Below are 22,173 nucleotides of genomic sequence, written 5' to 3' on the forward strand. Positions count from 1 at the left end.
AACATGGAGCGTTGCGAGTATACATCGCAGCTGTTTTTGGCTCGACTCTCGGCGAAAGCGCGATGACTTGTCGCATGCGGCCCTCGCGGCGCGACAATGCCGGAGGGCGTGCCGGGCAACACGGTCGGCAGCGGTGAAACGGCGTGATGCCGCTCTTCGGCCCGCTACTGCTTGTATTCCCAGACCTGCTGGAAGCTGAGGTCGGTGAACGCCATGGCGTCGCGGGCGGCGCCGTCGCAGCCGAGCGTTCGGACGCTGCGCCGCATCTCGTCGCGCCATTGCGGCACGACGGCCATGGCGGCGGCGCGGTCGCCGGGGCTCAGGTGGCTGCCCTGCGTGGCGTTCGGATAGGCGAAATAGGCCGGGCAGGCCTCCTCGATCGCCGAGGTGTAGCCGCGGAAGATGGCGAAGCGCACGGCTTCGTTCTCTCCTGCCTGAGCGGACCAGGCCACGCCTGCGATGACTGCCCCGAGAACCAGCCGATTGAGCATGTGCCTGCCTGTCTCCCGTGGTCGATTGATTGGCCGCGACCCGGATAGTGCAATCGGTGGAACCTGTCCATGCCGGTTCGACAACCGGCGCGGGCTTTGTCGGGGAAAGCTCTGGACAAGGCGCCGTGGCACAAGGGCGGGACACCCCGTGCCCGCGAAGGCAACAGGGTATCTCGCATCAAGTGCTGGTCCGGGTTGTCTTCTCGTTGTGTCGGGCCCCGGTGATGGGGGCGCCGGGGCCCGTTTGCCGCCTTTTGACAGGCGGCTTGGGGAACCTTGCGGTTCCCGAGTGCTGTGGCCGGTCGGCACGGGCTGGCAGGAGCGGATGCCCGAGCGGGGAGGACCGGCTTGGCGGTGACAACCCTTGGTTGGAAGTCGCCGCCGATGCACGCGTTGTGACAGGCAAAACGGGCTCGCGGCAGTCGGCCGAACGGGTAGGCCGTGGCGCGAATGGATGCGGACCTATCCGAAAGGATAGGAGCGGCCATCCGATCGGCGCGGCGGACGGTTTCGTTACTGCGCCGTCGCGGGGCTCCAGCCGCGGCCGGCGGCGATCTGCATGGTGATCCACTGCGCGGTCATGTTCTGGATGGCGGAGGCCAGCGTCAGGCGGGCGCTTGCCACCGACCTCTGGGCCTCCAGCAAGTCGAGGATCGTCGAGGTGCCGCCCTGATAGGCGGCCTGGGCGAGGTCGCGGGCCTTGGCGTAGGCCTCGACGCTGGCACGCGCGGCGGTGACGGTGCGGCGCGCGCGCAGATAGGCGGTCTGCGCGGTCTGCACCTCCTCCACCGCCTGGCGAACGGCGCTGCGCCAGGCCAGTTCGGCCTGTCGCGCCTCGGAAACGGCGACGTTGCGTTCGGCCTTCAGCGTTTCGCGATTGAGGACGGGAAGCTTCAGCGCGGGCCCGAAGGACCAGCTGTTCAGATCCGGCGTCACATTGACCGAGCCGGACAGGGTGAGGCTCGGATAGAGTTCGGCCTCGGCGACGCCGATCGCCGCGGTCGCGGCCGCGAGCGAGCGTTCGGCCGACATCACGTCCGGCCGGTTGCGCAGGAGATCGGCGGGAATGCCGGCATTGGCTTTCGACGGCGAATAGGGTTGCGGCGCGCCGCGCTGGAGCGCGCGGATCAGCGGATCGGCCGGTTCGTCGAGCAGGGTGGCGATGTGGTAGACATTGGCGTGGAAGCTGCTTTCGAGCGAGGGCAGCCCGGCCTCCGCCGTGGCGACATCCGCCTCGGTCTGCGCCACGTCGAGTTCGCTGCCGGCGCCGATGTCGCGGCGTTCGCGCGCCAGGCGCAACGTTTCGCGGCGAGAGGCGATGGACTGGCGGGTCAGTTCCAGCGCTTCCTGATAGTAGCGCGCGTTGACATAGCTGCCCATCAGGTCGGCGAGGAAGGCGAGCCGCGTGGTGGCCGCGTCGTAACGCGCGGCGTCGAGCTGGGCGAGGGCGCGTTCGCGGTTGCGGCGCTTGCCGCCGAACAGGTCGAAGACGAAAGCGGCGTCGAGGCCGGCGCTGTGCGTGGTCGTGCTGCTGGAATCCGATCCCGAGACCGTCGTCGCGGCGCTCGCATTGCCGCTGAGCTGGGAGGCCAGCCCCGTCGCGCCTGCGCTCTCGCGGGCCGCGGTGATGCGCTCGTTTGCGGTCTCGATGTCGAGGTTCTGATCGAGCCCGCGCGCGACGAGGCCGTTCAGCGTCGTGTCCTTGAGGTCCCGCCACCAATCGACGTCGGCCTTGACCTGCGGCGCATAGGCGCTCGCCTCGGCGTATTTTTCCGGCATCGCCATCTGCGGGCCGAGGAAATCCGGACCGACCACGCAGCCGGACAGGAGGGCTGCGGTGGACAGGAGAAGGATGGTCCTGCCCGCGACTGTAGTTCTGATGGAGTGGGTCATTGGTCTATTCCCCCGGGATGTTCGCCGACACGCTTGCCGGCAAGGGCTTTCCGCGACCGACAAAGCGCCGGATCAGCACGTAGAAGGATGGCACCATGAAGATGCCGATGAAGGTGGCGGCCAGCATGCCGCCGAACACGCCGATGCCGATCGCGTTCTGGGCGTTGGCGCCGGCCCCGGTCGCCATGGCCAAAGGCAGTACGCCGAGCAGGAAGGCGAAGGAGGTCATCAGGATCGGCCGCAGGCGCTGGTGGGCCGCCGTCACGGTCGCCTCGATCAGGCCCTTGCCTTCCGTTTCCAGGTTCCGGGCGAATTCGACGATGAGAATGGCGTTCTTGGCGGCCAGGCCGATCGTCGTCAGCAGGCCGACCTTGAAATAGACGTCGTTGGACTGGGAAAAGAGCAACGCGGCGGCCAGAGCGCCCATCACGCCGACGGGCACGGCGAGCATCACGCTCATCGGGATCGTCCAGCTTTCATAGAGCGCGGCGAGGCACAGGAAGACGACGAGAACCGACAGCGCGTAGAGATAGGGCGCCTGGGTGCCGGACTGGCGTTCCTGGTAGGAAATGCCGGTCCAGGCCGCGCCGTAGCCGCCGGGCAGGTCCGCCACGAGTTCTTCCATCGCGTCCATCGCCTCGCCGGTGCTGGAACCCGATCCCGGTTCGCCTGAAATCTCCAGCGCCGACGTGCCGCCATAGGCCGAAAGGTTCGGCGGCACCGAGACCCAGGACGTGGTCATGAAGGCCGGGAAGGGCACCATCTCGTTGCCGTCATTGCGGGCATACCAGGCCTCGATGTCCTCGGGCTGCATGCGCCATTCGGCGTCGGCCTGGACGATCACGGGGCGGAGGTCGGCGCCGAGCTCGAAGTCGTTCACCTCGCTGCCGGAGAAGATCACCGAGAGCATCGCGTTGACCCCGCTCAGCGACAGGCCGAGCGCTTCGGCCTTCTGCTGGTCGATGTCGATGCGCAAGGCGCTCTTCTCGTCGGTGCCGCTGGCCCGGACATTGCTGACACGTGCGTCGGCATTTGCCGTCAGGGCCAGGGACTTGGCCGCCTCGACCAGCGCGTCGGTGCCGTTGCCCGCCTGGTCGATCAGATACATCGAGAAGCCGGAGGAATTGCCGAGCCCCATGATGGCCGGGGGCTGCATGACGATGATCCGCCCGGCGCGGTTTCCGGCAAAATGCATGTTGGCGCGTGCCGCGATCGACGAGGCCGACAGGTTCGCGTCCTCGCGCTCGTCGAAATCGCGCAGCTTGGTGAAGATCATCGCCGTGTTCTGGCCGCTGCCGCCGAAGCCGAAGCCCATGGCGGTGAAGACCGATTCGACGCCCTCCTTCTCGTCTTCCAGAAGGTAGGTCTCGATCTCCTCCACGATGGAGAGCGTCTGCTGGGTCGTGGAGCCTTCCGTCAGTTCGACCATGGCCATCAGCACGCCCTGGTCTTCCTGCGGCAGGAACGAACTGGGCAGGCGCATGTAGAACAGCGTGGTCAGTCCGCCGATCGCGAGCAGCACGACGAACATGCGCAAGGGGCGCGAGGCGAGCGCGCGGACCCCGCCGCGGTAGCGGTCATTGGTGCGGTCGAAGGCGGTGTTGAACCAGCGCGCCGGCGCGAAGCGCTGTTCGCCATGCGGTGCCTTGAGGAGCGAGGCACAGAGCGCTGGCGTGAGGATCAGCGCCACGGCCGCCGACAGCACCATGGCCGAGATGATCGTGACGGAGAACTGGCGATAGATGACGCCCGTCGATCCGCCGAAGAAGGCCATGGGCAGGAAGACGGCGGAGAGAACCAGCGCGATGCCGATCAGCGCCCCGGTGATCTGGCCCATGCTCTTGACCGTCGCCTCGCGCGGCGAAAGCTTCTCCTCGGCCATGATGCGCTCGACATTCTCGACGACGACGATCGCGTCGTCGACCAGCAGGCCGATCGCCAGAACCATGGCGAACATGGTCAGCGTGTTGATCGAATAGCCGAGCACCGACAGGACGGCGAAGGTGCCGAGCAGGACGACCGGCACGGCGATCGTCGGGATGAGGGTCGCGCGCCAGTTCTGCAGGAAGACGAACATCACCAGGAAGACCAGGGCGACAGCCTCCAGCAGCGTCTCGTAGACCTTTTCGATCGACAGTTCGACAAAGGGCGCGGTGTCGTAGGCGTAGAAGATCTCGACGCCGTCCGGCAGGCTGGACTGCAGGCCGGCGAGCGTCTCGCGGACGGCGGCCGCCGTGTCGACGGCATTGGCGCCGGTGGCCAGGTTGACGCCGAAGCCGGCGGCCGGGAGGCCGTCGAAGCGCGAATCCCCGCCATAGCTTTCCTGACCGATCTCAACCCGGGCGACGTCGCCCAGATAGACCGAAGCGCCGTCTTCGGTGGTCTTCAGCAGGATCTTCTCGAATTCCTCCACCGAGGTGAGCTGGCTCTGGGCGGTGATGGTCGCTGTGAGCTGCTGGCCCTGGACCGTCGGCTGGGAGCCGAGCGAACCGACGGTGACCGTCGTGTTCTGGGCTTCGACCGCCGAAACGATGTCGGCCGGCGTCAGCTGGAACTCGTAGAGGCTGAGCGGATCGAGCCAGATGCGCATCGCGTATCCCGAGCCGAAGGAATTGATCCCGCCGACGCCTTCGGTGCGCTTGACCGGATCGGTGACGACCTGCTCGAGAAGGTTGCCGAGCCGGATCGTGTCATATCGGCCGTCGGTCGAGACCAGCGCGCCGACCATCAGGATGGACGAGGACGACCGGCTGACCGAAAGGCCGGATTGCTGAACCGCTTCGGGCAGTTGCGAGGTGACCCGTTCCAGCTTGTTCTGGACATCGACCTGCGCGTCGTTCGGATCGACCTCGTCGGAGAAGGTCAGCGTGATGCTGGCGGAGCCCTCAGAGGACGACGACACCATGTAGAGGAGGCCGTCGATGCCGGTCATGCCGCTCTCGATGACGGTGGTCACCGAATTGCGTACGGCCTGGGCGGACGCGCCATTGTAGTTCGCCGAAATCCGGACCGTGGTCGGGGCGATGTCCGGATACTGGGAGACGGGGAGCGTGGTCACGGCCAGCGCGCCGGCCAGCATTGTCACGATGGCGAGAACCCAGGCGAAGACGGGGCGGTTGATGAAGAAGCGGGCCATCGGATCACTCGGCTTCCCGGACGACGCCGTTTTCGTCGATCTTAACCGCAATGCCCGAGACCTCGGCGCCGTCGGTCAGGTTGGAGAGCCCGTCGACGATGGCGAGGTCGCCCTCCTCGAGGCCTTCGGTCACCACCCAGCTGCTCTCGTAGGAGCCGATCGTCGTCAGCGTGCGTTGCCGGGCCACGCCGTCCTCGGCGACCCACAGGTTCAGCGCGCCGTCGGCGCCGCGGGTCGTCGCCCGCTGCGGAACGAGAAAGGCGTTGCGGGTGCCGACCGTCACCTTAGCCCGAACGAACATGCCGGGCAGGATGAGATGATCCGGGTTGTCGAACTGGATGCGCAGTCCGATCGATCCCGTCGTCGATGACACCACGAAGTCGGGGCTGACCATCTCGCCGGTCCTGTCGTAGACAGCGCCGTTCTCCAGCGTCAGCGTCACGTCGAGCTTTTCGCCCGGCGAGACCGCGCCTTCGCTGATCTGCTGGCGCATGCGCAGGATCCGGGCGCTCGATTCCATCATGTCGACATAGATCGGATCGAGCCGGGTCACGGTCGCCAGCGCATCGGACTGGCTGGCGGTCACGACCGCGCCGACCGAGACTTGCGGTACGCCGACATTGCCGTTGATGGGGCTCGTCACCGTGGTGTGGGCGAGATTGACGCGCGCCGTTCGCAGGCTCGCCTCGGCCGCCCTGACATCCGCTTCGGCCTGTTTGAGCGTGACGCGCGCCGATTCCAGTTCGATTTCGGTGACGCTCGACCCCAGAAGCGACTCATACCTGTCGAATGTCGTTTGGGCCTGCGGCACGGCGACCTCCGCCCGTGCGAGTTCGGCCTCCGCCTGGGCGACGGTCGCTTCGTAGCTGTCGGCGGAAATGCGGAACAGCGGGTCGCCGGTTTTGACCTGCGTGCCGGGCTTGTAGAGGATTTCGTCGATGGCGCCGCCGACCTGGGGCCGGATGTCGGTCTGCTCATAGGCGACCGCGCGGCCCGGAAGGGTGACGGAATAGGGGACGTCCTGGCGGGTCATCTCGATCGTTCCGACCTCGGTGGGGCCGGCCGCGCCGCCCGGCGGCATCTGGGCGAAGGCTGCAGCGGACGGCAGGCAAAGCGCCAGCGCGAGGAGGAGGGAGGCGTGTCTCATGGGATCTGCTTCTTGTCTTTGGGCGCGGCAGCGGTCGTCTGCTTCGCCTGGCCTGTCGGAAAGGTGATTGTCTGTCGAAGGCCGCCTTCGGGCCGGTTCTGCACCGCGATCGTTCCACCGTAGCGCTGGATGATCTCGCGGGCGATCGCCATGCCAAGTCCGGCGCCGGGCACGGTCTTGCGGCGTGAGATGTCCACCCGGAAGAACGGTTCGAAGACCCGGTCGATCTGGTCGGCCGGAATGCCGGGGCCGTTGTCGTCGATCGTGAGCACGGCCTTTTCCTTCGCCTGCGCCAGGCCGACCTTTGCGCCGCCGCCATGGGTGGCCGCGTTGACGACAAGGTTTCGCAGCGCACGCTTCAGCGCGGCCGGTCCAGCCTTGATCTCGATTGCGGGCAGTTTGCCGATCGTCGCGGACATGTGCAGCTGGTCCATCTCCTCGGCGATGTCGTGCAGCAGTTTGTCGAGCCGGGCGGTCTCGGCGCCGGACGATCCCACTTCCTCGCGCACCAGCTGGATGGCGCTGTCGGCGATCATGTCGAGCTCCGCGAGGTCGGCGAGCCATTTGCTGCGCTCCTCGTCGTCGGCGATGAACTCGGCGCGCAGCCGCATGCGGGTCATCGGCGTGCGCAGATCGTGGCCGGCGGCGGCGACGAGCCGCATGCGGCTTTCCATCGCGAATTTCAGGCGCTCCGTGAGCCGGTTCAGGGCCTGCGCCGTGGCGCGCACTTCCGCCGGTCCGTCATCCGGGATCTGCCCGATGACGGCGTCCGAACCGATGGAATTGGCGGCCCTTTCGACAAGGCGAAGCGGCCGGGTGATCATCGACGTGGCGTAGAGCGCGACGACGGTGCTGCCGGCGAGGATGAGCAGGATCCACATGGCCAGGATCCGCCACTGGCCGGAGGGCGGTTTGAAGCGCGGCATGCGGAACAGCAATTGTTCGCCATTCGACAACGCCACCGCAGCCACAAACTGCCGCTCATCACCGGATTCCGTGATGACGGCGTCGCGTCGCGGGCCTGTTTCGGCCAGCGCGCGTGTCAGGGCGGCCGTGTAGCCCTCTTCGACCGTCGAGCCATCCGGCACCGCGTCGAGGAACAGGCCGGAATCGGCGCTGTCGATGCCGTTGGTCTCGACCTCGGCGGCGATCACCTGGATCATGCGCGCGACGGGCTGGATCGTGTCCTCCGGGCGCGGCCCGCGCAGGATCAGGATGACGGTGAGCGTCGCAAGGGCGACCACGCAGGCGATCGCGACCACGAGTAGGACGGCAATGCGGGCGCGCAGCGTCGTCACGGCAGGTCCTCCCCGAGTGTTTCCACGGGCACGGAGAGCTGGTAGCCGCCATTGCGCACTGTCTTGATCAGATCGGCGCCGGACCCGTCGTCGAGCTTGCGCCGCAGGCGGCTGACGAGGACGTCGATCGAGCGATCGAACGGGCCGCGGTCACGGCCCTGGGTCAGGTCGAGCAGGCGGTCGCGCGAGAGGACGCGACCGGGCCGGTCGAGAAATGCCACGAGAAGATCGAATTCGGCGCCGGTCAGCTGGATCGCCTCGCCCGCTCCGCTGGTAACAGATCGCGTTGCGGCGTCGGCGGTGAAGTCGGCGAACTGGTATGTCCCGGCCGATCCCGGCGCTTCGCTGCCGGCGCGCCGCAGGACGGCCTTGATGCGGGCGACGAGTTCGCGCGGATTGAAGGGTTTGCCGAGATAGTCGTCGGCGCCGATTTCCAGCCCGACGATGCGGTCCACGTCTTCCTTCAGGGCGGTGAGGAGGATGATCGGCGTCTTGTTCTTCGCCGCCCGCAGGTCGCGGCAGATGTCGAGGCCGGAGCCGTCCGGCAGCATGATGTCGAGGACGATCAGATCCGGACGGCAATCGGCGATCCCCTTTTCGAGGGATCGCCGACTCTCGGCCGTCGTTACACGATACCCCTGGTCCTTGAGATATCTGCCGAGAAGGGATCGGATTTCCTGGTCGTCGTCGACGACAAAGATGTGGTGGTCCGGTGTCATATTGGTTCCTGCCAACCCTATACGGCCTGAAGTCCAGATTACGTAGCGTCGTTTTGCAACCGAATGTTTCATGGCCTTGGCCGGAAACATTCGGTTACAAATTTCGAGTGCGTGCGGAGAGGCAGGCGGTCTCTACGCGTCGCCAGCGATCAGCTTGATGTCGTTGGCGGCGGCCCAGTCGCCGATGTCGCCCCGCTTGAGAGCGGTGGCCATCATGTCGGGAAACTGGTCCGGCGTGCAGGCGAAAACGGGGATGCCGAGCAGCGCGACCTTCGCCGCCATCTGGTGGTCGAAGGCCGGCTTTCCGTCGTCCGACAAGGCAAGCAGCACGATGACATTGACCCCGGCGCGCACAAGCGCGGCCATGCGCTGGAGCAGTTCCGTCGCGTTGCCGCCCTCGTAGAGGTCGGTGATCAGGACGAGATGCGACTTCAAAGGTTGCCCGATGCGGTCGGCGCAATAGGCGACGGCCTGGTTGATGTCGGTACCGCCGCCGAGCTGGACGCCGAAAAGCACCTCCACCGGATCGGCGAGATCGTCGGTGAGGTCGAGGATCGCCGTGTCGAAGCAGACGAGCTTGGTGCGGATCACGGGAAGCGACGCCATGACGGCCGCGAAGATCGAGGCGTAGATGACCGAGCTGGCCATCGAACCGGACTGATCGACGCACAGCACAACCTCGTCGAGATCGGCCATGCGGCGCTGCCGGCGGGCGAAACCGACCAGTTTCTCCGGCACGATGGTCTTGTGCTCCGGCTGGTAGTGTCGAAGGTTCGCGGAAATGGTGCGCGGCCAGTCGATGTCGGCGAAGCGCGGGCGGCGGGTCCGCCTGCCTCGATCTCGCGCGCCGCGGATCGCCTCGGCGGTGCGGCGCTCCAGCCGCTCCATGAGCTGCGCCACGATGCGCGCGATGATCTCGCGCGCCATCGTCTTGGTCTTTTCCGGCATGATCGAACGCAGCGAGATCAGGTCGGCGACGAGATCGACATCGGCTTCCACGGCCTGCAGGAATTCGGGCTCCATCAGCATCTGCTTCAGGTCCAGCCGCTCGAAGGCGTCTTTCTGGACGATCTGCACCACCGAGGAGGGGAAGCAGGACCGGATGTCGTCCATCCAGGCCGCGACCTTCGGCGCGGACCGTCCCATGCCGCCGCGCCGCTTGCCGCCGGCCGGGTCGTCATTGTCGTAGAGGGCCGAAAGCGCGCGGTTGAGCCGGGTATCGGCCTCGCTCATCGCGGCGGCTTCGCCTGGCTCGGGTTCCGCGCCGGTCGCCAGGCGCCAGCGCCGCTCCCGCTCTTTCGCGTCGCCGCCCGATGTCATGGCCGCCTCCCGCCGTTCTCGAACAGGTCGTTCAGCGTGGCCATCTGTAGTTCCCATACGTCAGCGCGGCCCGGCACGGGAACGAGCCCCGACGGGCCATCGCCGCGTCGGCCGATCATCGCATCGAGCATGCGCCGTCGTTCCATCCGGTCGAGATTGGAGAAGACGCGGCGCAGAAGCGGCAGGCTGGCCGTGAACGCTTCATCATCGAGCCCGCAGATCCATTCGTCGACGCTTTCGCGCAGCGGCGCGTCGTGGATCAGGCGCGGCGCGATGCCGTCGAAGAAGCCCTCGAAGAACGCCGCCGCGTCGGCCACCGCGGTGCCCGGCGACAGGTGCCGGGCAAGCAGCGATGCGATGTCCTCGCCCGAGATGTCGCCTGCCTCGTAGAGCAGTTGCGTCGCCTTGCCGCGCACCATCGGGCTGGTCTGCCGGCCGTCGACCAGGCGTTCCAGACCCTGTCGCCAGTGTTCCTCGATTGCGTCGCCGAACTGGACCAGCCGCACGGCCGCATCGGCGCCACGCAGCGCGCCGGCAAACGCGCCGGACGCGTCCGCGTCGAGGTCGCGGCCGGCATAATCCAGTTCGACGGCGCAGCTTGTGACGAGCCGCGCCATCAGCCCGGGCAGCGATCCAAGCGCGGTCGAGCGGGCGTGGCCGTAGCGGATCGTGTCGCCGAGCGGGGGTAGGGTGCGCAAGATGTCGAGGCAATCGGACGCGAGCGCCGATTTCTCTTCCAGAACCTCAAGGCCCGTCGCGACGGCTTCGTCGAGATTGGCGGTGATTGCGTCATAGACGCCGGTGGCGGCCGCAGACAGCGTCTCCGCCTTCTTCAACCGATCGGCCAGGCGACTGGCCGCCGCCTTTTCGATCGTCGGACCGTAGACGAGGTTCTCGACCAGGCGCACGGAATATTCCGGGTTCCATTCGAGCGCCCATTTCTCGCGGAACGTGCCGCGGCTGCGTCCGGCGTCCGCCAGGGTGCCCCATGGCACGTCGAGGATGTTCAGGCGGTGCAGGAGCGTCGATCGGGCGAGCCCGCTTTCGGAACGCAGGTCGACGGAGAGTTCGCGTTCGAGTTCCTCGGGCTTCAGGCGGGTCGCCTTCTGCTGGCGTTGCAAATCCTCGAGAAGCGGCGCGAGCGGCATGTCGTTCGGGATTTCGCCGATTTGCCAGCCAATCAGCAGTTCGTCGGAGATGAGGTTCCAGAGCGATGCCTCGCCGTGGAAAAGGCAGGCGACGGCGGCGTCGCGCAGTTCCTCGAAACCCGGGTTCGGCCGTTCGCGGATGGCGGCAAGCGTGATCGCCAGCCTCTCGGCCTCGATCAGCGACGCCGTCGGGGCGATGTGGCCGCGAGCGCGCAGTGTCGCGGCGATGCGCGCGAGCCAGCGCGTGGCGACTTGGCCGTGATCGTGGCACTGCCAGATATGCAGGCACCAGCCGGGCGCGGCGACGCCGGCCCCGTATCCGCGCGAGAAGGCGAGCCGTGCAGACGTCCACGGCGCCCAGGTCGCGGCCAGTTTCTGCTTCTTCATGCCCTTCAGGATCTGGCGATCATTGGCGCGGCTGCCGGCCGCCCGCAGCGCGGGCACGTGCCAGGCGCCGCAAACGACCGCGATGGCGCCCTCGAATTCCTTCAGTGCCGCGGCGATCTCAAGGCGCATATGCGCTTCGCGGCGCATTTCGCGTTTCGGGATTTCCGCCTCGCCTTCGCGCAGCGCGGTCATGGCGTCGCCGATCGCCTCGAAGACCGGTCCAGGGCTCGGGTTTTCCTCGATGATGTCGGACCACCAGCTTTCGCCGTCCTCGTATCCGGCGGCGTCGGCGAGCGCGCCGATCGGATCGCGGATCAGCGGCACGTTCTCTTCGCCGGTTCCTTCGGGCGAAGATGGATCCTCGGTGTCGTTCGACCCATCCTCGGACGTCGGATCGTCGGGAAAACGGGCTGCGAAGGGCAGGTCGATGAAGCGCACCGGCCTGCCGTTTGCCAGCGCCCAGCGCGCGGCCTGGTATTCGGGCGAGAAGACGGCGAACGGCCAGAAGGCGGCGTCGGACGGGGTGTCTTTCGGATAGCACAGCAGTGCGACCGGCGGCTTCATCGCGTCGTCGGCGAGATAGTCGATCAACGGGCTCGCGTCGCTCGGGCCTTCGATCAGGACGGCTTCGGGCTGCAACGACTCCAAGGCGTCGAGGAGTTGGCGCGCCGAACCCGGCCCGTGGTGGCGGACCCCGAAATAGGTGACGCGGCTGTCCTTCCTGGGAGAAGACATCGCCTGCTCAGAGGTGCTCGGTCAGGGCGGCGTAATAGGCGGCGTAGTCGCCTCGCTTCTTGAGCACGATCTCCAGATATTCCTCGAGCACGACCTTGTCCTGGACGGGATCCTTCACGATCGCGCCGATCATGTTCGGGGAGAGGCTTTCCGGCGTGAGTTTCCCGCCGTCGAACCATGCGGCCTGGCTGAGACCGCCGATCACGGTGGCGATCGCTTCCGCGGTCGACAGGGAGCCGCTGGGCGTCTTCAGCGTGACCTTGCCGTCGCCCGTTGTGCCGCCGCGCAACTCGCGGAAGATGGTGAGCACGCGCGCGATCTCTTCCGACACGTTTTTGGGCACGGGCAGGTCGAGCGAAACCGCCATCTCGTCGACGCGCCGGGAGACGATCTCGATTTCCTGATCCATGCTGTCCGGCAGGGGCAGGACGACGACGTTGAAGCGGCGCTTCAGAGCCGAGGACAATTCGTTGACGCCCTTGTCGCGGTTGTTGGCCGTGGCGATCACGTTGAAGCCGCGGCTGGCATAGACGGCGCTGTTGAGTTCAGGGATGGGCATCATCTTCTCGGACAGAACAGTGATCAGCGTGTCCTGGACGTCGGAGCCCATGCGCGTCAGCTCTTCCAGCCGGCACAGCGAGCCGGTCTCCATCGCCCGGTAGAGCGGCGTCGGGACAAGCGCTTCGGCGCTCGGGCCCTTGGCGAGCAACTGGGCGTAGTTCCAGCCATAGCGCACCTGGTTCTCGTCGGTGCCGGCCGTGCACTGGATGATCTTGGTGGAATCGCCCGCGATCGCCGCCGCGAGATGTTCGGAGACCCAGGATTTGGCGGTTCCCGGCACGCCGAGCAGCAGCAGCGCCCGGTCGGTCGCCAAGGTCGCGACGGCCGTCTCCATGAGCCTGCGGTTGCCGATGTATTTCGGGGTGATCTGTGTCCCGTCCGCCGCCTTGCCGCCGACGAGATAGGTGAGTACCGCCTTCGGCGACAGGACCCATCCGTTCGGTTTCTGGCTGTCGTCGCCCGTCTTCAGGGCTTCGAGTTCGGCCGCGAAGGCGGCTTCGGCTGGCAGTCGCAGAGTGTCGGTCATGGATCGGTTTCCGGCGGTGAATCGGGATTGGGTTCGAGAAGGCTGTTGAGGCGAAGAAGCGCGGTTTCGCGGGCGCCGATGCCGAGCCCGTCCTGTCGCAACGCCTCCAGAAGGGCGGTCGCCGCGTGTCGATCGGCAAGGAGGCCGAGAAGGTCGAGGGACGAGGCAATCCATGTCTGGCTGCGTGTGTTGTCTGCAGCGAGTGCACTTCGCGTATCTCCAAGAAGCCTGCTGCGCAGCAAGAGATCGGCCGGCATCCAGCCATAGAGGCGCAAACCCTGGTCGAGCGCAGTGCGGGTCTGCAGCGGCTCGGCCTGTATCAGGAGGCGGTGCCATTGGCGGATGTCGTCGTCCTTCATCCGGTCGGCGAGCAGGGCGACCAGCACGGGGTCGGTGGTCTTTTGGCCGAACAGGCGGGTCACGAGCGCATCGATCACCCGATCGCCGGCGGTGTGGGCGGCAAGCTCGACGATGAGCGCGTCGCAGTCGGCGTCCTTTTGCCATTGCCACGCGTCCAGGAAAGAGCGTTCGTCATACTCCAGGGCGGCGGCGAGCGCCTCAAGCGTCATGTCCGCGAAGAATGCACGCCGGCTTTCGATCTGAGCCGCCGTCTTCAGTTTCACCGGCGCGATTGAGCGGGAGCGCTTGAGGATGCCGCTCGTCTTCGCCTCGACATAGTGTGCGAGATCGGTGGTGGACGGAGCGATAGAATGGCCGCCCAGCCGGGCCAGGAAGCGCCGGGCCGCCGCCTGCACCTTGCCCGAGCGGTCGGATGCAAGCGTTTGAAGAAACGGAATGTCCACCGGTGACGGGTTGATGGCGAAGACCGCCATCAAGGAGGTGCGGATTTCCGCCGTCTCGCCGCCGAACTTCTGTTCAAGCAGGCTCAGCACCGTCTCCGGCTCCGAAAGCCGCATCGCCGAAAGCGCGGACTGGCGGGCGGCAGGGAAGAACTCGTCCCAGCTGTCTGCCGTCAGCGCCGCGTCGGCGTCGGTCACGGCCTCGCCCTTGGCCACCCATTGCGCGAGCGGGAGATAGGCATCGGGAAGATGGGCGTTTCGCGGATTGGGCATCCAATCGAAGGGGTGGGCCGCATAGCCCCGCGCTTCCAGGAGCGCCAGGACGTGGCCTTCGTCCATGTGCGAACCCGCCTGTTTCATGGCGGTCTTGAAGGCGATCCTCGCCCGGTCGGGAAGGATGGGCAGTCCGGGCATGGGCAGGGGTGGACGGCTGGTCGTCGCGTCCGGCGCCTTCGGGCGGAACATGACCTGTGCCGACTGGCCTGCAAGCGCCAGAAGGCGCAGTTCCCGTTCGGCCGGATCAGGGCCGGCGGCGTCGGCCCACGCCGGCGGCGCCACGTCGACAGCGCTGCCGCCGGTCATCCAGCGGCTCTCGATCGCCGCCAGCGATGCTGCGTGATCGTCAGTCATCGAAGGATACCCGCCCGACCCGCGTTTCGGCGCTGAGGAGTTCCAGCCGCAAGCCGTTCCAGATGCCGACGGACCGTTCCAGATCAAGGCCGAGCGCCGGTTCCGGGACCGCATTGGCGAGCGGCAGGGCCATGTCATTGTTCCTGGTCTGCCACCAGACCCGGTTGCGTGGGCCGAGCGCCAGCGAACCGGCCTCCAGCAGCACGGGTGCGCTGGCGAGCCAGGGCGAGGTCGCCTGGGTCTGTGCGTAGTCGCGCAACTGATCGCTTCGATGGTCGGTGGCGGGTTTCGGCCAAGGGTTTTCGCCATTGCCGGAAAGGGCCTGGCGAGAGCCGATCACCGCTCGCATGGGAGATCGGGCCGGATAGTAGACGATATCCGCGTCGAAGCGCTCGCCATCGGCGAATGCGGACTCGCGGCGCCCGGTCGATGCGGGATGGAAATCCAGAAGCAGGGCGAAACGCGGTGTCGGAGACAGGAGGTCGAGAAGCCAGGTGGAGTGGCTGACGAGCCCGTCGGGGCGGGTGCGGATCTGCTCGCCGACGACTTCCCACGTGCTTGTCACCCGGAATGCGGCGGGATCGGACAGGAGTTGGTCGCGGGTCTCACTGGTCGATACGATCCGCCGCATCTCGGCATCGTCCGGGTCGCGCCGCCACGCTTTTGCGATGATGACGAGCTTGCCGAGTTCGATCATGGCGGCGGTCGGCTTCTCGTCGGCGTCGAGCGTCAGGATGCGGGAGGGGACCTCGTCGATCCGCCCGCCGAGCGCGCCGGCTTTCAGGTCGACCATGCGGGCGGCGATCCTTCGGCAGCGTTCCGTGGCATCGGCAACGAACGCGTTGAGGCCGGTTCGAAGCTGGTCTCCGACCCACTGGTCGAGCTCGCCCATCGCCTCCGCGATGGCGGCCTGTGTCTTCTCGCGCCGTTTCGCCGCCGCCACCTCGCGTTGCCGGATCGCCTCCGGGGCCGCCGGCTCCGGCTTTTCGGGCCGGCCGGCGGTGGCGATGCTCTTGGGCGCGCCGGCCTGCGACGGGCCTTCCGTGGGCGCGGTCTTTCGGCGGCGCCCGAGCCATTCAGACACCCAGCCGGGCGTCTCCGCCGGATGGAACGCGCTCGCGTCGCCGGCGACCATCCACATCAGCGCGATGGCGTGCTTGCACGGAAACTTGCGGGAGGGACAGGTGCATTTGTAGCCGTGATCGCCCGCGTCGATGACGACGCGATAGGGATTTGAACCCGAACCCTGGCATTCGCCCCAGTAGAGCCCTGCCTTGTCGTCGAATTCCAGCCGCGGCCATTTCGACGGTTTCGTCAGCTTCGACGCTGCATTGAGCGACGCCTGATCGGGGGCGAGTTTCTCGATGTCGGCAAGCGAAAAGCTCATCGGTGCCTGGTTTTTCACAATCGAACTGGCAGTTGAAAGCCTTATACGTGAAGAATTACGTAATCAATATTGCCGGCATGCCAAACAACTCGGCCGGCCGACATTCGGGGCTGATGATCAATCTCAGCGCAACTGCTGGCGCTTGAAGCGCCGGTTCACGCTTGCCGGTCTTCCCGGGAGCGCCAGCGCCGTGTCCTGCCGATCGCGGCGGGCGACGACCTTGCCTTTCGAGACGACCAGCAGCCGTTCCGGTCGCAGGCGGATCGCCTCGATCGGGTCGCCGGCGTCGAGCACGACGAGGCTCGCGCGCTTGCCCTTTTCGAGGCCGTAGTCGTCAAAGCCCATGATCTTCGCTGTTTCCGTCGTCACCATGTCGAAGCAGCGGCGCATGTCGGCGGGGCTGGTCATCTGCGCCACATGCAGCCCCATGAAGGCGACGTCGAGCATGTCGGCGGTGCCGAGCGGATACCAGGGATCGAGCACGCAATCCTGCCCCCATGCGACCGTGATGCCGTATTTCAGCATCTCGGGAACGCGGGTCAGCCCGCGCCGCTTCGGATAGGTGTCGTGGCGGCCCTGGATGGTGATGTTGATCAGCGGGTTCGGCACGGCCGAGACCTGCGCCTCCGCCATCAGCGGCAAGAGCTTCGAGACATAGTAATTGTCCATCGAGTGCATCGAGGTCAGATGCGAGCCGTTGACGCGGCCCTGCAGGCCGAGGCGCTGCGTCTCGTAGGCAAGCTGCTCGACGTGGCGCGACATCGGATCGTCGGTCTCGTCGCAATGCAGATCGACGCGCAATCCGCGCTCCGCCGCGATCTCGCAGAGTTCGGTCACCGACCGCCGTCCGTCCTCCATGGTGCGCTCGAAATGCGGAATGCCGCCGACGACGTCGACACCCATGTCGAGCGCCTGCAGCGTCAGTTCGCGGGCCTTCGGCGCGCGGTAGAACCCGTCCTGCGGAAAGGCGACGATCTGCAGGTCGAGATAGGGTTTGACGATGTCGCGCACGGCGAGCAGGCCGCGCACCCCGGTCATCGCATGATCGTCGGAGGTGTCGACATGGCTGCGCACGGCGAGCAGCCCCATCGAGACTGCCCAGTCGCAATAGGCAAGTGCCCGTTCGATCACCGACTCTTCCGTCAGCAGCGGCTTCAATTCGCCCCAGAGCGCGATGCCCTCCAGCAGCGTACCGCTCGCATTGATGCGCGGCAGCCCGTAGGACAGCGTCGCATCCATATGGAAATGCGGGTCGATGAAGGGCGGCGAGACGAGATTGCCCGAAATGTCGATCGTTTCGCCAGCTTCGGCCGCGATCTCCGGCTCGATCGCGGCGATCGTATCGCCCGAGATTGCGATATCAGCGGTCGCGCCGTCGGGCAGGACGCCGCCTTTCAGGAGCAGGTCGATGCTCATCTCTCGCCTTTCTGATAGGGCACCATCAGCGCCTTGGGATAGGTCGCGCGCCGGGCTACGACGATCAGCGCCAGGATCGACAGCACATAGGGCAGCATCAGGAAGATCTGGTAGGGGATCACCCCGCCCGTGACCTGCTGGAGGCGGACCTGATAGGCGTCGAAGGCGGCGAACAGGATCGCGCCGATCAGCGCCTTGCCCGGCCGCCAGGAGCCGAAGACGACCAGCGCGATGCAGATCCAGCCGCGCCCGTTGATCATCTCGAAGAAGAAGGAATTGAAGGCGCTCATCGTCAGGAAGGCGCCGCCCACGGCCATCAGCGCCGAACCGACCGCGACCGCGCCCATGCGCATTGCGGTGACGCTGATGCCCTGCGCCTCGACGGCTGCCGGGTTTTCTCCAACGGCGCGGACCGCGATGCCGACCGGCGTGCGGTAGAGGACCCATGCGACCAGCGCGACGGTGACATAGGCGAGATAGGTGAGCGGCGTTTGGTTGAACAATGCGTGCCCGATCAGCGGTATCTCCGACAGGCCGGGGATCGCGAAGGGCTGGAAGGGCTCGATCTTCGGCGGTGACGTCACTTCGGGCAGCGAGACCCGATAGGTGAAATAGGTCAGGCTCGTCGCCAGCAGCGTGATGCCGATGCCAGTGACGTGCTGCGACAAGCCGAGCGGCACCGTCAGGAAGCCGTGCAGCAGGCCGAAAGCGACGCCGGTCAGCGCCGCCACCGCGACGCCCAGCCAGAGATCGCCGCCGGCATAGACGGTGATCCAACCGGCAAAGGCGCCGGCCGTCATGATCCCCTCGATGCCGAGATTGAGGACGCCGGCGCGTTCGCAGATGAGTTCGCCCATGGTGGCGAAGATCAGCGGCGAGGCGATGCGGATCGCCGCCACCCAGAAACTCGTCGTCAGCAGGATGTCGAAGGCTTCCATCATCACCTCCATTTGATCCGGTAGCGCGTCAGCATGATCGCGGTCACCATCGTCAGAAGCGCGGTGGCGACCATCACCTGGGCGATGTAGCTCGGGACGCCGGCGGAGCGGCTCATGGCGTCGGCGCCGACGAAGATGATGGCGACGAATATCGCCGAGGCGACGACGCCGAGAGGGTTGAGCATGGCCAGCATCGCGACGACGATGCCGGTGTAGCCGAAGCCCGGCGACAGATCGAGCGTCAGGTTCCCCTTCAGCCCGGCAACCTCGGAAAAGCCAGCGAGCGCGGCCAGACCGCCCGACAGAAGCGCGGTCTTCATCAGCACCCGGTTGACCGGAATGCCGGCGAAGCGGGCGGCTTCGGCATTGTTGCCGACGGCGCGCATCTCGTAGCCGAGCGTGGTCTTCTTCATGACCACCCACACGATGACCGCGCTTGCCACGGCGATGACGAAGCCGAAATGCAGCCGCTTGCCGGTGATCAGCCGCGGCAGTTGCGCGTCCGCGATCACGCGCTTGGATTGCGGCCATCCGAGACCCATCGGGTCCTTCAACGCGCCTTCCAGCAGCATCGACACGAACAGGATGACGATGAAGTTCAGGAGCAGAGTCGTCACGACCTCGTCGACGCCGAAGCGAACCTTCAGCACAGCCGGGCCGAGCAGCAGCAGCGCGCCGGCCAGCATGGCGCAGATCATGATCAGCGGGATCAGGGCCGGCGCCGGCATGGCGACCGCGCCGGTGCCGAGTACCACGGTCACCACCGCGCCGATATAGAGCTGCGCCTCGGCGCCGATATTCCAGAGCTTCGCCCTGAAGGCGACTGCGACGGCAAGGCCGGTGAAGATCAGCGGCGTCGCCCGGGTCAGCGTTTCCAAGAGCGCGAACTGCGAACCGACGGCGCCCTTGACGACCAGCCAGAAGACGTTGAAGGGCGAGGCTCCCGCGATCAGCACGAGCAGCGATGCGACGAGGATCGTCGCCAGGACCGCGCCGACGGGATAGAGGAGGGTGACGACGATGCCGGGCTGCGGTTTCGGTTCAAGCCGCATCGGACACCTCTTCGGTGAAGCCATGCCCGGCCATGCGCTCGCCGATTTCGCGGACCGACAGCTCGCCGCGTTTCGACGGCGGCGACAGCTTGCCCTTGGAAATGACGATGACCCGGTCGGCCAGCGCCAGGACCTCGTCGAGGTCCTCGGAGATCAGCAGGATCGCGGCACCGCGCGCCCTGGCTTCCAGGAGCTTGGTGTGAACATAGGCGACCGCGCCGACATCGAGGCCGCGGGTCGGCTGGTTGGCGAGGATCACCTGCGGTTCGCCGTCGAAGGCGCGGCCGAGGATCAGCTTTTGCATGTTGCCGCCGGACAGGAGCCGCACCCGCGCATTGGGCGAGGGGCATTTCACGTCATAGTCGCGGATGATCGCTTGCGCGAAATCCTCAGCCGCCTTCCAGTCAAGAAGGCCCATGCGGCTGAAACGGGGCGAGCGATAGGCTTCCGAGATCACGTTTTCGGTCACGCTCATGTCGCCGATCATGCCGGTCGCGTGCCGGTCTTCGGGAATGCGGCCGATGCGGTGCGCCAGCGCGGCGCGCGCCGACCAGTCGGCGACCGTCTCGCCGCGGATCGTGATCGTGCCGGTTTCGGGCTTCATCGTTCCGGCGATCAGCGCGGCCAGCGCCGCCTGGCCGTTGCCGGAAACGCCGGCGAGCCCGGTGATCTCGCCTTCGCGCAAGACGAGGTCGATCGCGTCGAGCGGCGCGCCGCCGGCACGGCCGGCCGTCGAGACGCCGGCAAGCGCGATTACGGTGTCGCCCGGGGAGTGCTCGACGACTTCGGGTTCCTTGATCGTTTCGCCGACCATCAGCGCAGCCAGTTCGCCTCGATTGGTGTCGGCCGTTCGACGTTCGCCGGAAATCTTGCCTGAACGCAGGACCAGGAGACGATCGCTGACCGCCATCACCTCGTTCAGTTTGTGCGAGATGAAGATGACCGACAGTCCGGTCGCGACGAGTTTCTTCAGCGTGGTGAACAGCGCTTCGGTCTCGATCGGGGTCAGGACGGCGGTCGGCTCGTCGAGAATGAGCACGCGAGCGTCGCGGTAGAGCGCCTTGAGGATCTCGACGCGCTGGCGTTCGCCGACCGACAGGTCGGAAACCTGCGCGTTGGCGCGCACTTCGAGGCCGAAATCGCGGGACAGTTCCTCGATGCGCGCCAGCGCCTTGGCGCGGTCGAAACGCGGTGCGAACAGCTTCTGCGTGCCCAGCGCGATGTTTTCCAGGACCGTCATCTGGTCGGCCAGCGTGAAGTGCTGGTGGACCATGCCGATGCCGGCATCAAGCGCCGCGCGCGGATCGCCGGGCGGCAGGGCCTTGCCCAGCGCCTCGACGGTTCCCTCGTCGGCCACGTAATGGCCGAAGAGGATGTTCATCAGGGTCGTCTTGCCCGCTCCGTTCTCGCCGAGCAGGGCGATCACTTCGCCCCGCTTCAACTCGAAGGACACGGAATCATTGGCCGTCAGGGGCCCGAAACGCTTGGTGATGTTTGAGAGGCGGAGAACAGTCTCCGCCTCCGCGCCCCCTCCGGCGCCCATCAGCTCGATTTCGGCTCTTCGTCGTTGATCTCGACCGTGAACTCGCCGGCCTTGATGGCGGCCTCCTTCGCGGCGACGAGATCGAGCGCCTCCTGCGGCACCTTGCCCTCGAAGGTGCCGAGCGGCGCCAGCGAGCAGCCGCCTTCCTTCATGAAGGAGTAGGTGCCGTAATTGTCGGCCTTGAACTCGCCGGCCTTGACCTTGGCGATGGCCGCGTCGAGCGTCGGCTCGAAGTGCCAGAGCGCCGAGGCGACGACGGTGTCCGGATAGTCGGGCTGCGTGTCGATCACGTTGCCGATCGCCAGGATGCCTTTTTCCTTGGCCGCGTCGGAAACGCCGAAGCGCTCGGCATACATGATGTCGGCGCCGGCATCGATCTGGGCGAAGGCCGTCTCTTTGGCCTTCGGCGGGTCGAACCATGAACCGATGAAGGCGACCTGGAAAGACGTGTCGGGGGCGGTTTCCTTCACGCCCGCCATGAAGGCGTGCATCAGGCGGTTGACCTCGGGGATCGGGAAGCCGCCGACCATGCCGATGTTCTTCGACTTCGTCATCGCGCCGGCGATGATGCCGGAGAGATAGGATGCGTCCTGGATGTAGTTGTCGAACACGGCGAGGTTCGGCGTGTCATCCTGCGGAAGGAAGGACGACCCCATCAGATAGGCCTTGTCGGGATAGTCGCGCGCCACCTGGCGGGCAGCGTCCTCGACGGCGAAGATCTCGCCGACGATCAGGTCGTGGCCGGCTTCCGAATATTCGCGCATGACGCGCTCATAGTCGCTGTTCGAGGTGTTTTCGGAGAAGACATATTCGATCTCGCCGCGCTCAACCGCCGCGTTTGCGGCGATGTGGATGCGGCTGACCCATTGCTGCTCGACCGGTACGGTGTAAATCGCCGCGACCTTGAGCTTTTCCTGGGCGCCGGCCCGGCCAATGAGGCCCGGCATGGCCAGAACCGATGCGCCCGCGGCGCCGGCTTGAAGCAGCCTGCGGCGGGTTGTGTTGAAGGATTTGTTGGACATTGCGCACTCCTGTCTGCGTGGAAA

General features: G+C 66.5%; 16 protein-coding genes. All 16 read right to left on the reverse strand.

The window, feature by feature from the left end; genetic code table 11:
• Nucleotides 1-164: 164 nt before the first annotated feature.
• The 16 genes from MRY80_RS08340 to MRY80_RS08415 all read right to left on the reverse strand — a co-directional run bounded on the left by MRY80_RS08340 (nt 165) and on the right by MRY80_RS08415 (nt 22,149).
• Entirely contained in the window at nt 165-491 is a 327-nt protein-coding gene (locus MRY80_RS08340) for a hypothetical protein (protein ID WP_293289941.1), read from the reverse strand.
• 513 nt (nt 492-1,004) lie between these two features.
• Nucleotides 1,005-2,384: an efflux transporter outer membrane subunit gene (locus tag MRY80_RS08345; protein WP_293289943.1), complete on the reverse strand. Its 1,380-nt coding sequence runs from the start codon at nt 2,382-2,384 to the stop codon at nt 1,005-1,007.
• 4 nt (nt 2,385-2,388) lie between these two features.
• Nucleotides 2,389-5,520: an efflux RND transporter permease subunit gene (locus MRY80_RS08350; RefSeq protein WP_293289945.1), complete on the reverse strand. Its 3,132-nt coding sequence runs from the start codon at nt 5,518-5,520 to the stop codon at nt 2,389-2,391.
• A gap of 4 nt (nt 5,521-5,524) precedes the next feature.
• Complete coding sequence (locus MRY80_RS08355) at nt 5,525-6,667, reverse strand: efflux RND transporter periplasmic adaptor subunit (RefSeq protein ID WP_293289947.1); 1,143 nt, start codon at nt 6,665-6,667, stop codon at nt 5,525-5,527.
• On the reverse strand, nt 6,664-7,965 hold the full coding sequence (locus tag MRY80_RS08360) for an ATP-binding protein (protein WP_293289949.1): 1,302 nt from the start codon (nt 7,963-7,965) through the stop codon (nt 6,664-6,666). The genes MRY80_RS08355 and MRY80_RS08360 overlap by 4 nt, the downstream gene beginning before the upstream one ends.
• Nucleotides 7,962-8,684: a response regulator gene (locus tag MRY80_RS08365; RefSeq protein WP_293289951.1), complete on the reverse strand. Its 723-nt coding sequence runs from the start codon at nt 8,682-8,684 to the stop codon at nt 7,962-7,964. The genes MRY80_RS08360 and MRY80_RS08365 overlap by 4 nt, the downstream gene beginning before the upstream one ends.
• 132 nt (nt 8,685-8,816) lie before the next feature.
• Nucleotides 8,817-10,004, reverse strand: coding sequence for a VWA domain-containing protein (locus tag MRY80_RS08370; RefSeq protein WP_293289953.1), 1,188 nt, complete (start codon nt 10,002-10,004; stop codon nt 8,817-8,819).
• Complete coding sequence (locus tag MRY80_RS08375) at nt 10,001-12,274, reverse strand: DUF5682 family protein (protein WP_293289954.1); 2,274 nt, start codon at nt 12,272-12,274, stop codon at nt 10,001-10,003. Before MRY80_RS08375 ends, MRY80_RS08370 begins: the two co-directional genes overlap by 4 nt.
• 7 nt (nt 12,275-12,281) lie before the next feature.
• Entirely contained in the window at nt 12,282-13,361 is a 1,080-nt protein-coding gene (locus MRY80_RS08380; RefSeq protein ID WP_293289956.1) for an AAA family ATPase, read from the reverse strand.
• Nucleotides 13,358-14,791, reverse strand: coding sequence for a DUF5691 domain-containing protein (locus MRY80_RS08385; protein ID WP_293289957.1), 1,434 nt, complete (start codon nt 14,789-14,791; stop codon nt 13,358-13,360). Before MRY80_RS08385 ends, MRY80_RS08380 begins: the two co-directional genes overlap by 4 nt.
• Nucleotides 14,784-16,178: an SWIM zinc finger family protein gene (locus tag MRY80_RS08390; RefSeq protein ID WP_293289959.1), complete on the reverse strand. Its 1,395-nt coding sequence runs from the start codon at nt 16,176-16,178 to the stop codon at nt 14,784-14,786. Before MRY80_RS08390 ends, MRY80_RS08385 begins: the two co-directional genes overlap by 8 nt.
• Nucleotides 16,179-16,301: 123 nt before the next feature.
• On the reverse strand, nt 16,302-17,594 hold the full coding sequence (locus MRY80_RS08395; RefSeq protein WP_293289961.1) for an amidohydrolase family protein: 1,293 nt from the start codon (nt 17,592-17,594) through the stop codon (nt 16,302-16,304).
• Entirely contained in the window at nt 17,591-18,532 is a 942-nt protein-coding gene (locus tag MRY80_RS08400) for an ABC transporter permease (RefSeq protein WP_293289963.1), read from the reverse strand. The genes MRY80_RS08395 and MRY80_RS08400 overlap by 4 nt, the downstream gene beginning before the upstream one ends.
• Nucleotides 18,533-18,534: 2 nt before the next feature.
• Entirely contained in the window at nt 18,535-19,584 is a 1,050-nt protein-coding gene (locus tag MRY80_RS08405; protein WP_293289965.1) for an ABC transporter permease, read from the reverse strand.
• Complete coding sequence (locus tag MRY80_RS08410) at nt 19,574-21,127, reverse strand: ABC transporter ATP-binding protein (protein ID WP_293289967.1); 1,554 nt, start codon at nt 21,125-21,127, stop codon at nt 19,574-19,576. Before MRY80_RS08410 ends, MRY80_RS08405 begins: the two co-directional genes overlap by 11 nt.
• The gene (locus MRY80_RS08415) at nt 21,127-22,149 is read right to left on the reverse strand and encodes a BMP family protein (protein ID WP_293289969.1); all 1,023 of its coding nucleotides are present in this window, start codon (nt 22,147-22,149) and stop codon (nt 21,127-21,129) included. Before MRY80_RS08415 ends, MRY80_RS08410 begins: the two co-directional genes overlap by 1 nt.
• Nucleotides 22,150-22,173: the final 24 nt, after the last annotated feature.

Source organism: Oricola sp. (assembly GCF_022763245.1).
Lineage (GTDB): Bacteria > Pseudomonadota > Alphaproteobacteria > Rhizobiales > Rhizobiaceae > Oricola.

Excerpts from the sequence above, each read along its gene's own strand:
- MRY80_RS08340 (WP_293289941.1), bottom strand. The coding sequence starts at position 491 with ATGCTCAATCGGCTGGTTCTCGGGGCAGTCATCGCAGGCGTGGCCTGG.
- MRY80_RS08345 (WP_293289943.1), bottom strand. The coding sequence starts at position 2,384 with ATGACCCACTCCATCAGAACTACAGTCGCGGGCAGGACCATCCTTCTC.
- MRY80_RS08350 (WP_293289945.1), bottom strand. The coding sequence starts at position 5,520 with ATGGCCCGCTTCTTCATCAACCGCCCCGTCTTCGCCTGGGTTCTCGCC.
- MRY80_RS08355 (WP_293289947.1), bottom strand. The coding sequence starts at position 6,667 with ATGAGACACGCCTCCCTCCTCCTCGCGCTGGCGCTTTGCCTGCCGTCC.
- MRY80_RS08365 (WP_293289951.1), bottom strand. The coding sequence starts at position 8,684 with ATGACACCGGACCACCACATCTTTGTCGTCGACGACGACCAGGAAATC.
- MRY80_RS08370 (WP_293289953.1), bottom strand. The coding sequence starts at position 10,004 with ATGACATCGGGCGGCGACGCGAAAGAGCGGGAGCGGCGCTGGCGCCTG.
- MRY80_RS08375 (WP_293289954.1), bottom strand. The coding sequence starts at position 12,274 with ATGTCTTCTCCCAGGAAGGACAGCCGCGTCACCTATTTCGGGGTCCGC.
- MRY80_RS08380 (WP_293289956.1), bottom strand. The coding sequence starts at position 13,361 with ATGACCGACACTCTGCGACTGCCAGCCGAAGCCGCCTTCGCGGCCGAA.
- MRY80_RS08385 (WP_293289957.1), bottom strand. The coding sequence starts at position 14,791 with ATGACTGACGATCACGCAGCATCGCTGGCGGCGATCGAGAGCCGCTGG.
- MRY80_RS08390 (WP_293289959.1), bottom strand. The coding sequence starts at position 16,178 with ATGAGCTTTTCGCTTGCCGACATCGAGAAACTCGCCCCCGATCAGGCG.
- MRY80_RS08395 (WP_293289961.1), bottom strand. The coding sequence starts at position 17,594 with ATGAGCATCGACCTGCTCCTGAAAGGCGGCGTCCTGCCCGACGGCGCG.
- MRY80_RS08400 (WP_293289963.1), bottom strand. The coding sequence starts at position 18,532 with ATGGAAGCCTTCGACATCCTGCTGACGACGAGTTTCTGGGTGGCGGCG.
- MRY80_RS08405 (WP_293289965.1), bottom strand. The coding sequence starts at position 19,584 with ATGCGGCTTGAACCGAAACCGCAGCCCGGCATCGTCGTCACCCTCCTC.
- MRY80_RS08410 (WP_293289967.1), bottom strand. The coding sequence starts at position 21,127 with ATGGGCGCCGGAGGGGGCGCGGAGGCGGAGACTGTTCTCCGCCTCTCA.
- MRY80_RS08415 (WP_293289969.1), bottom strand. The coding sequence starts at position 22,149 with ATGTCCAACAAATCCTTCAACACAACCCGCCGCAGGCTGCTTCAAGCC.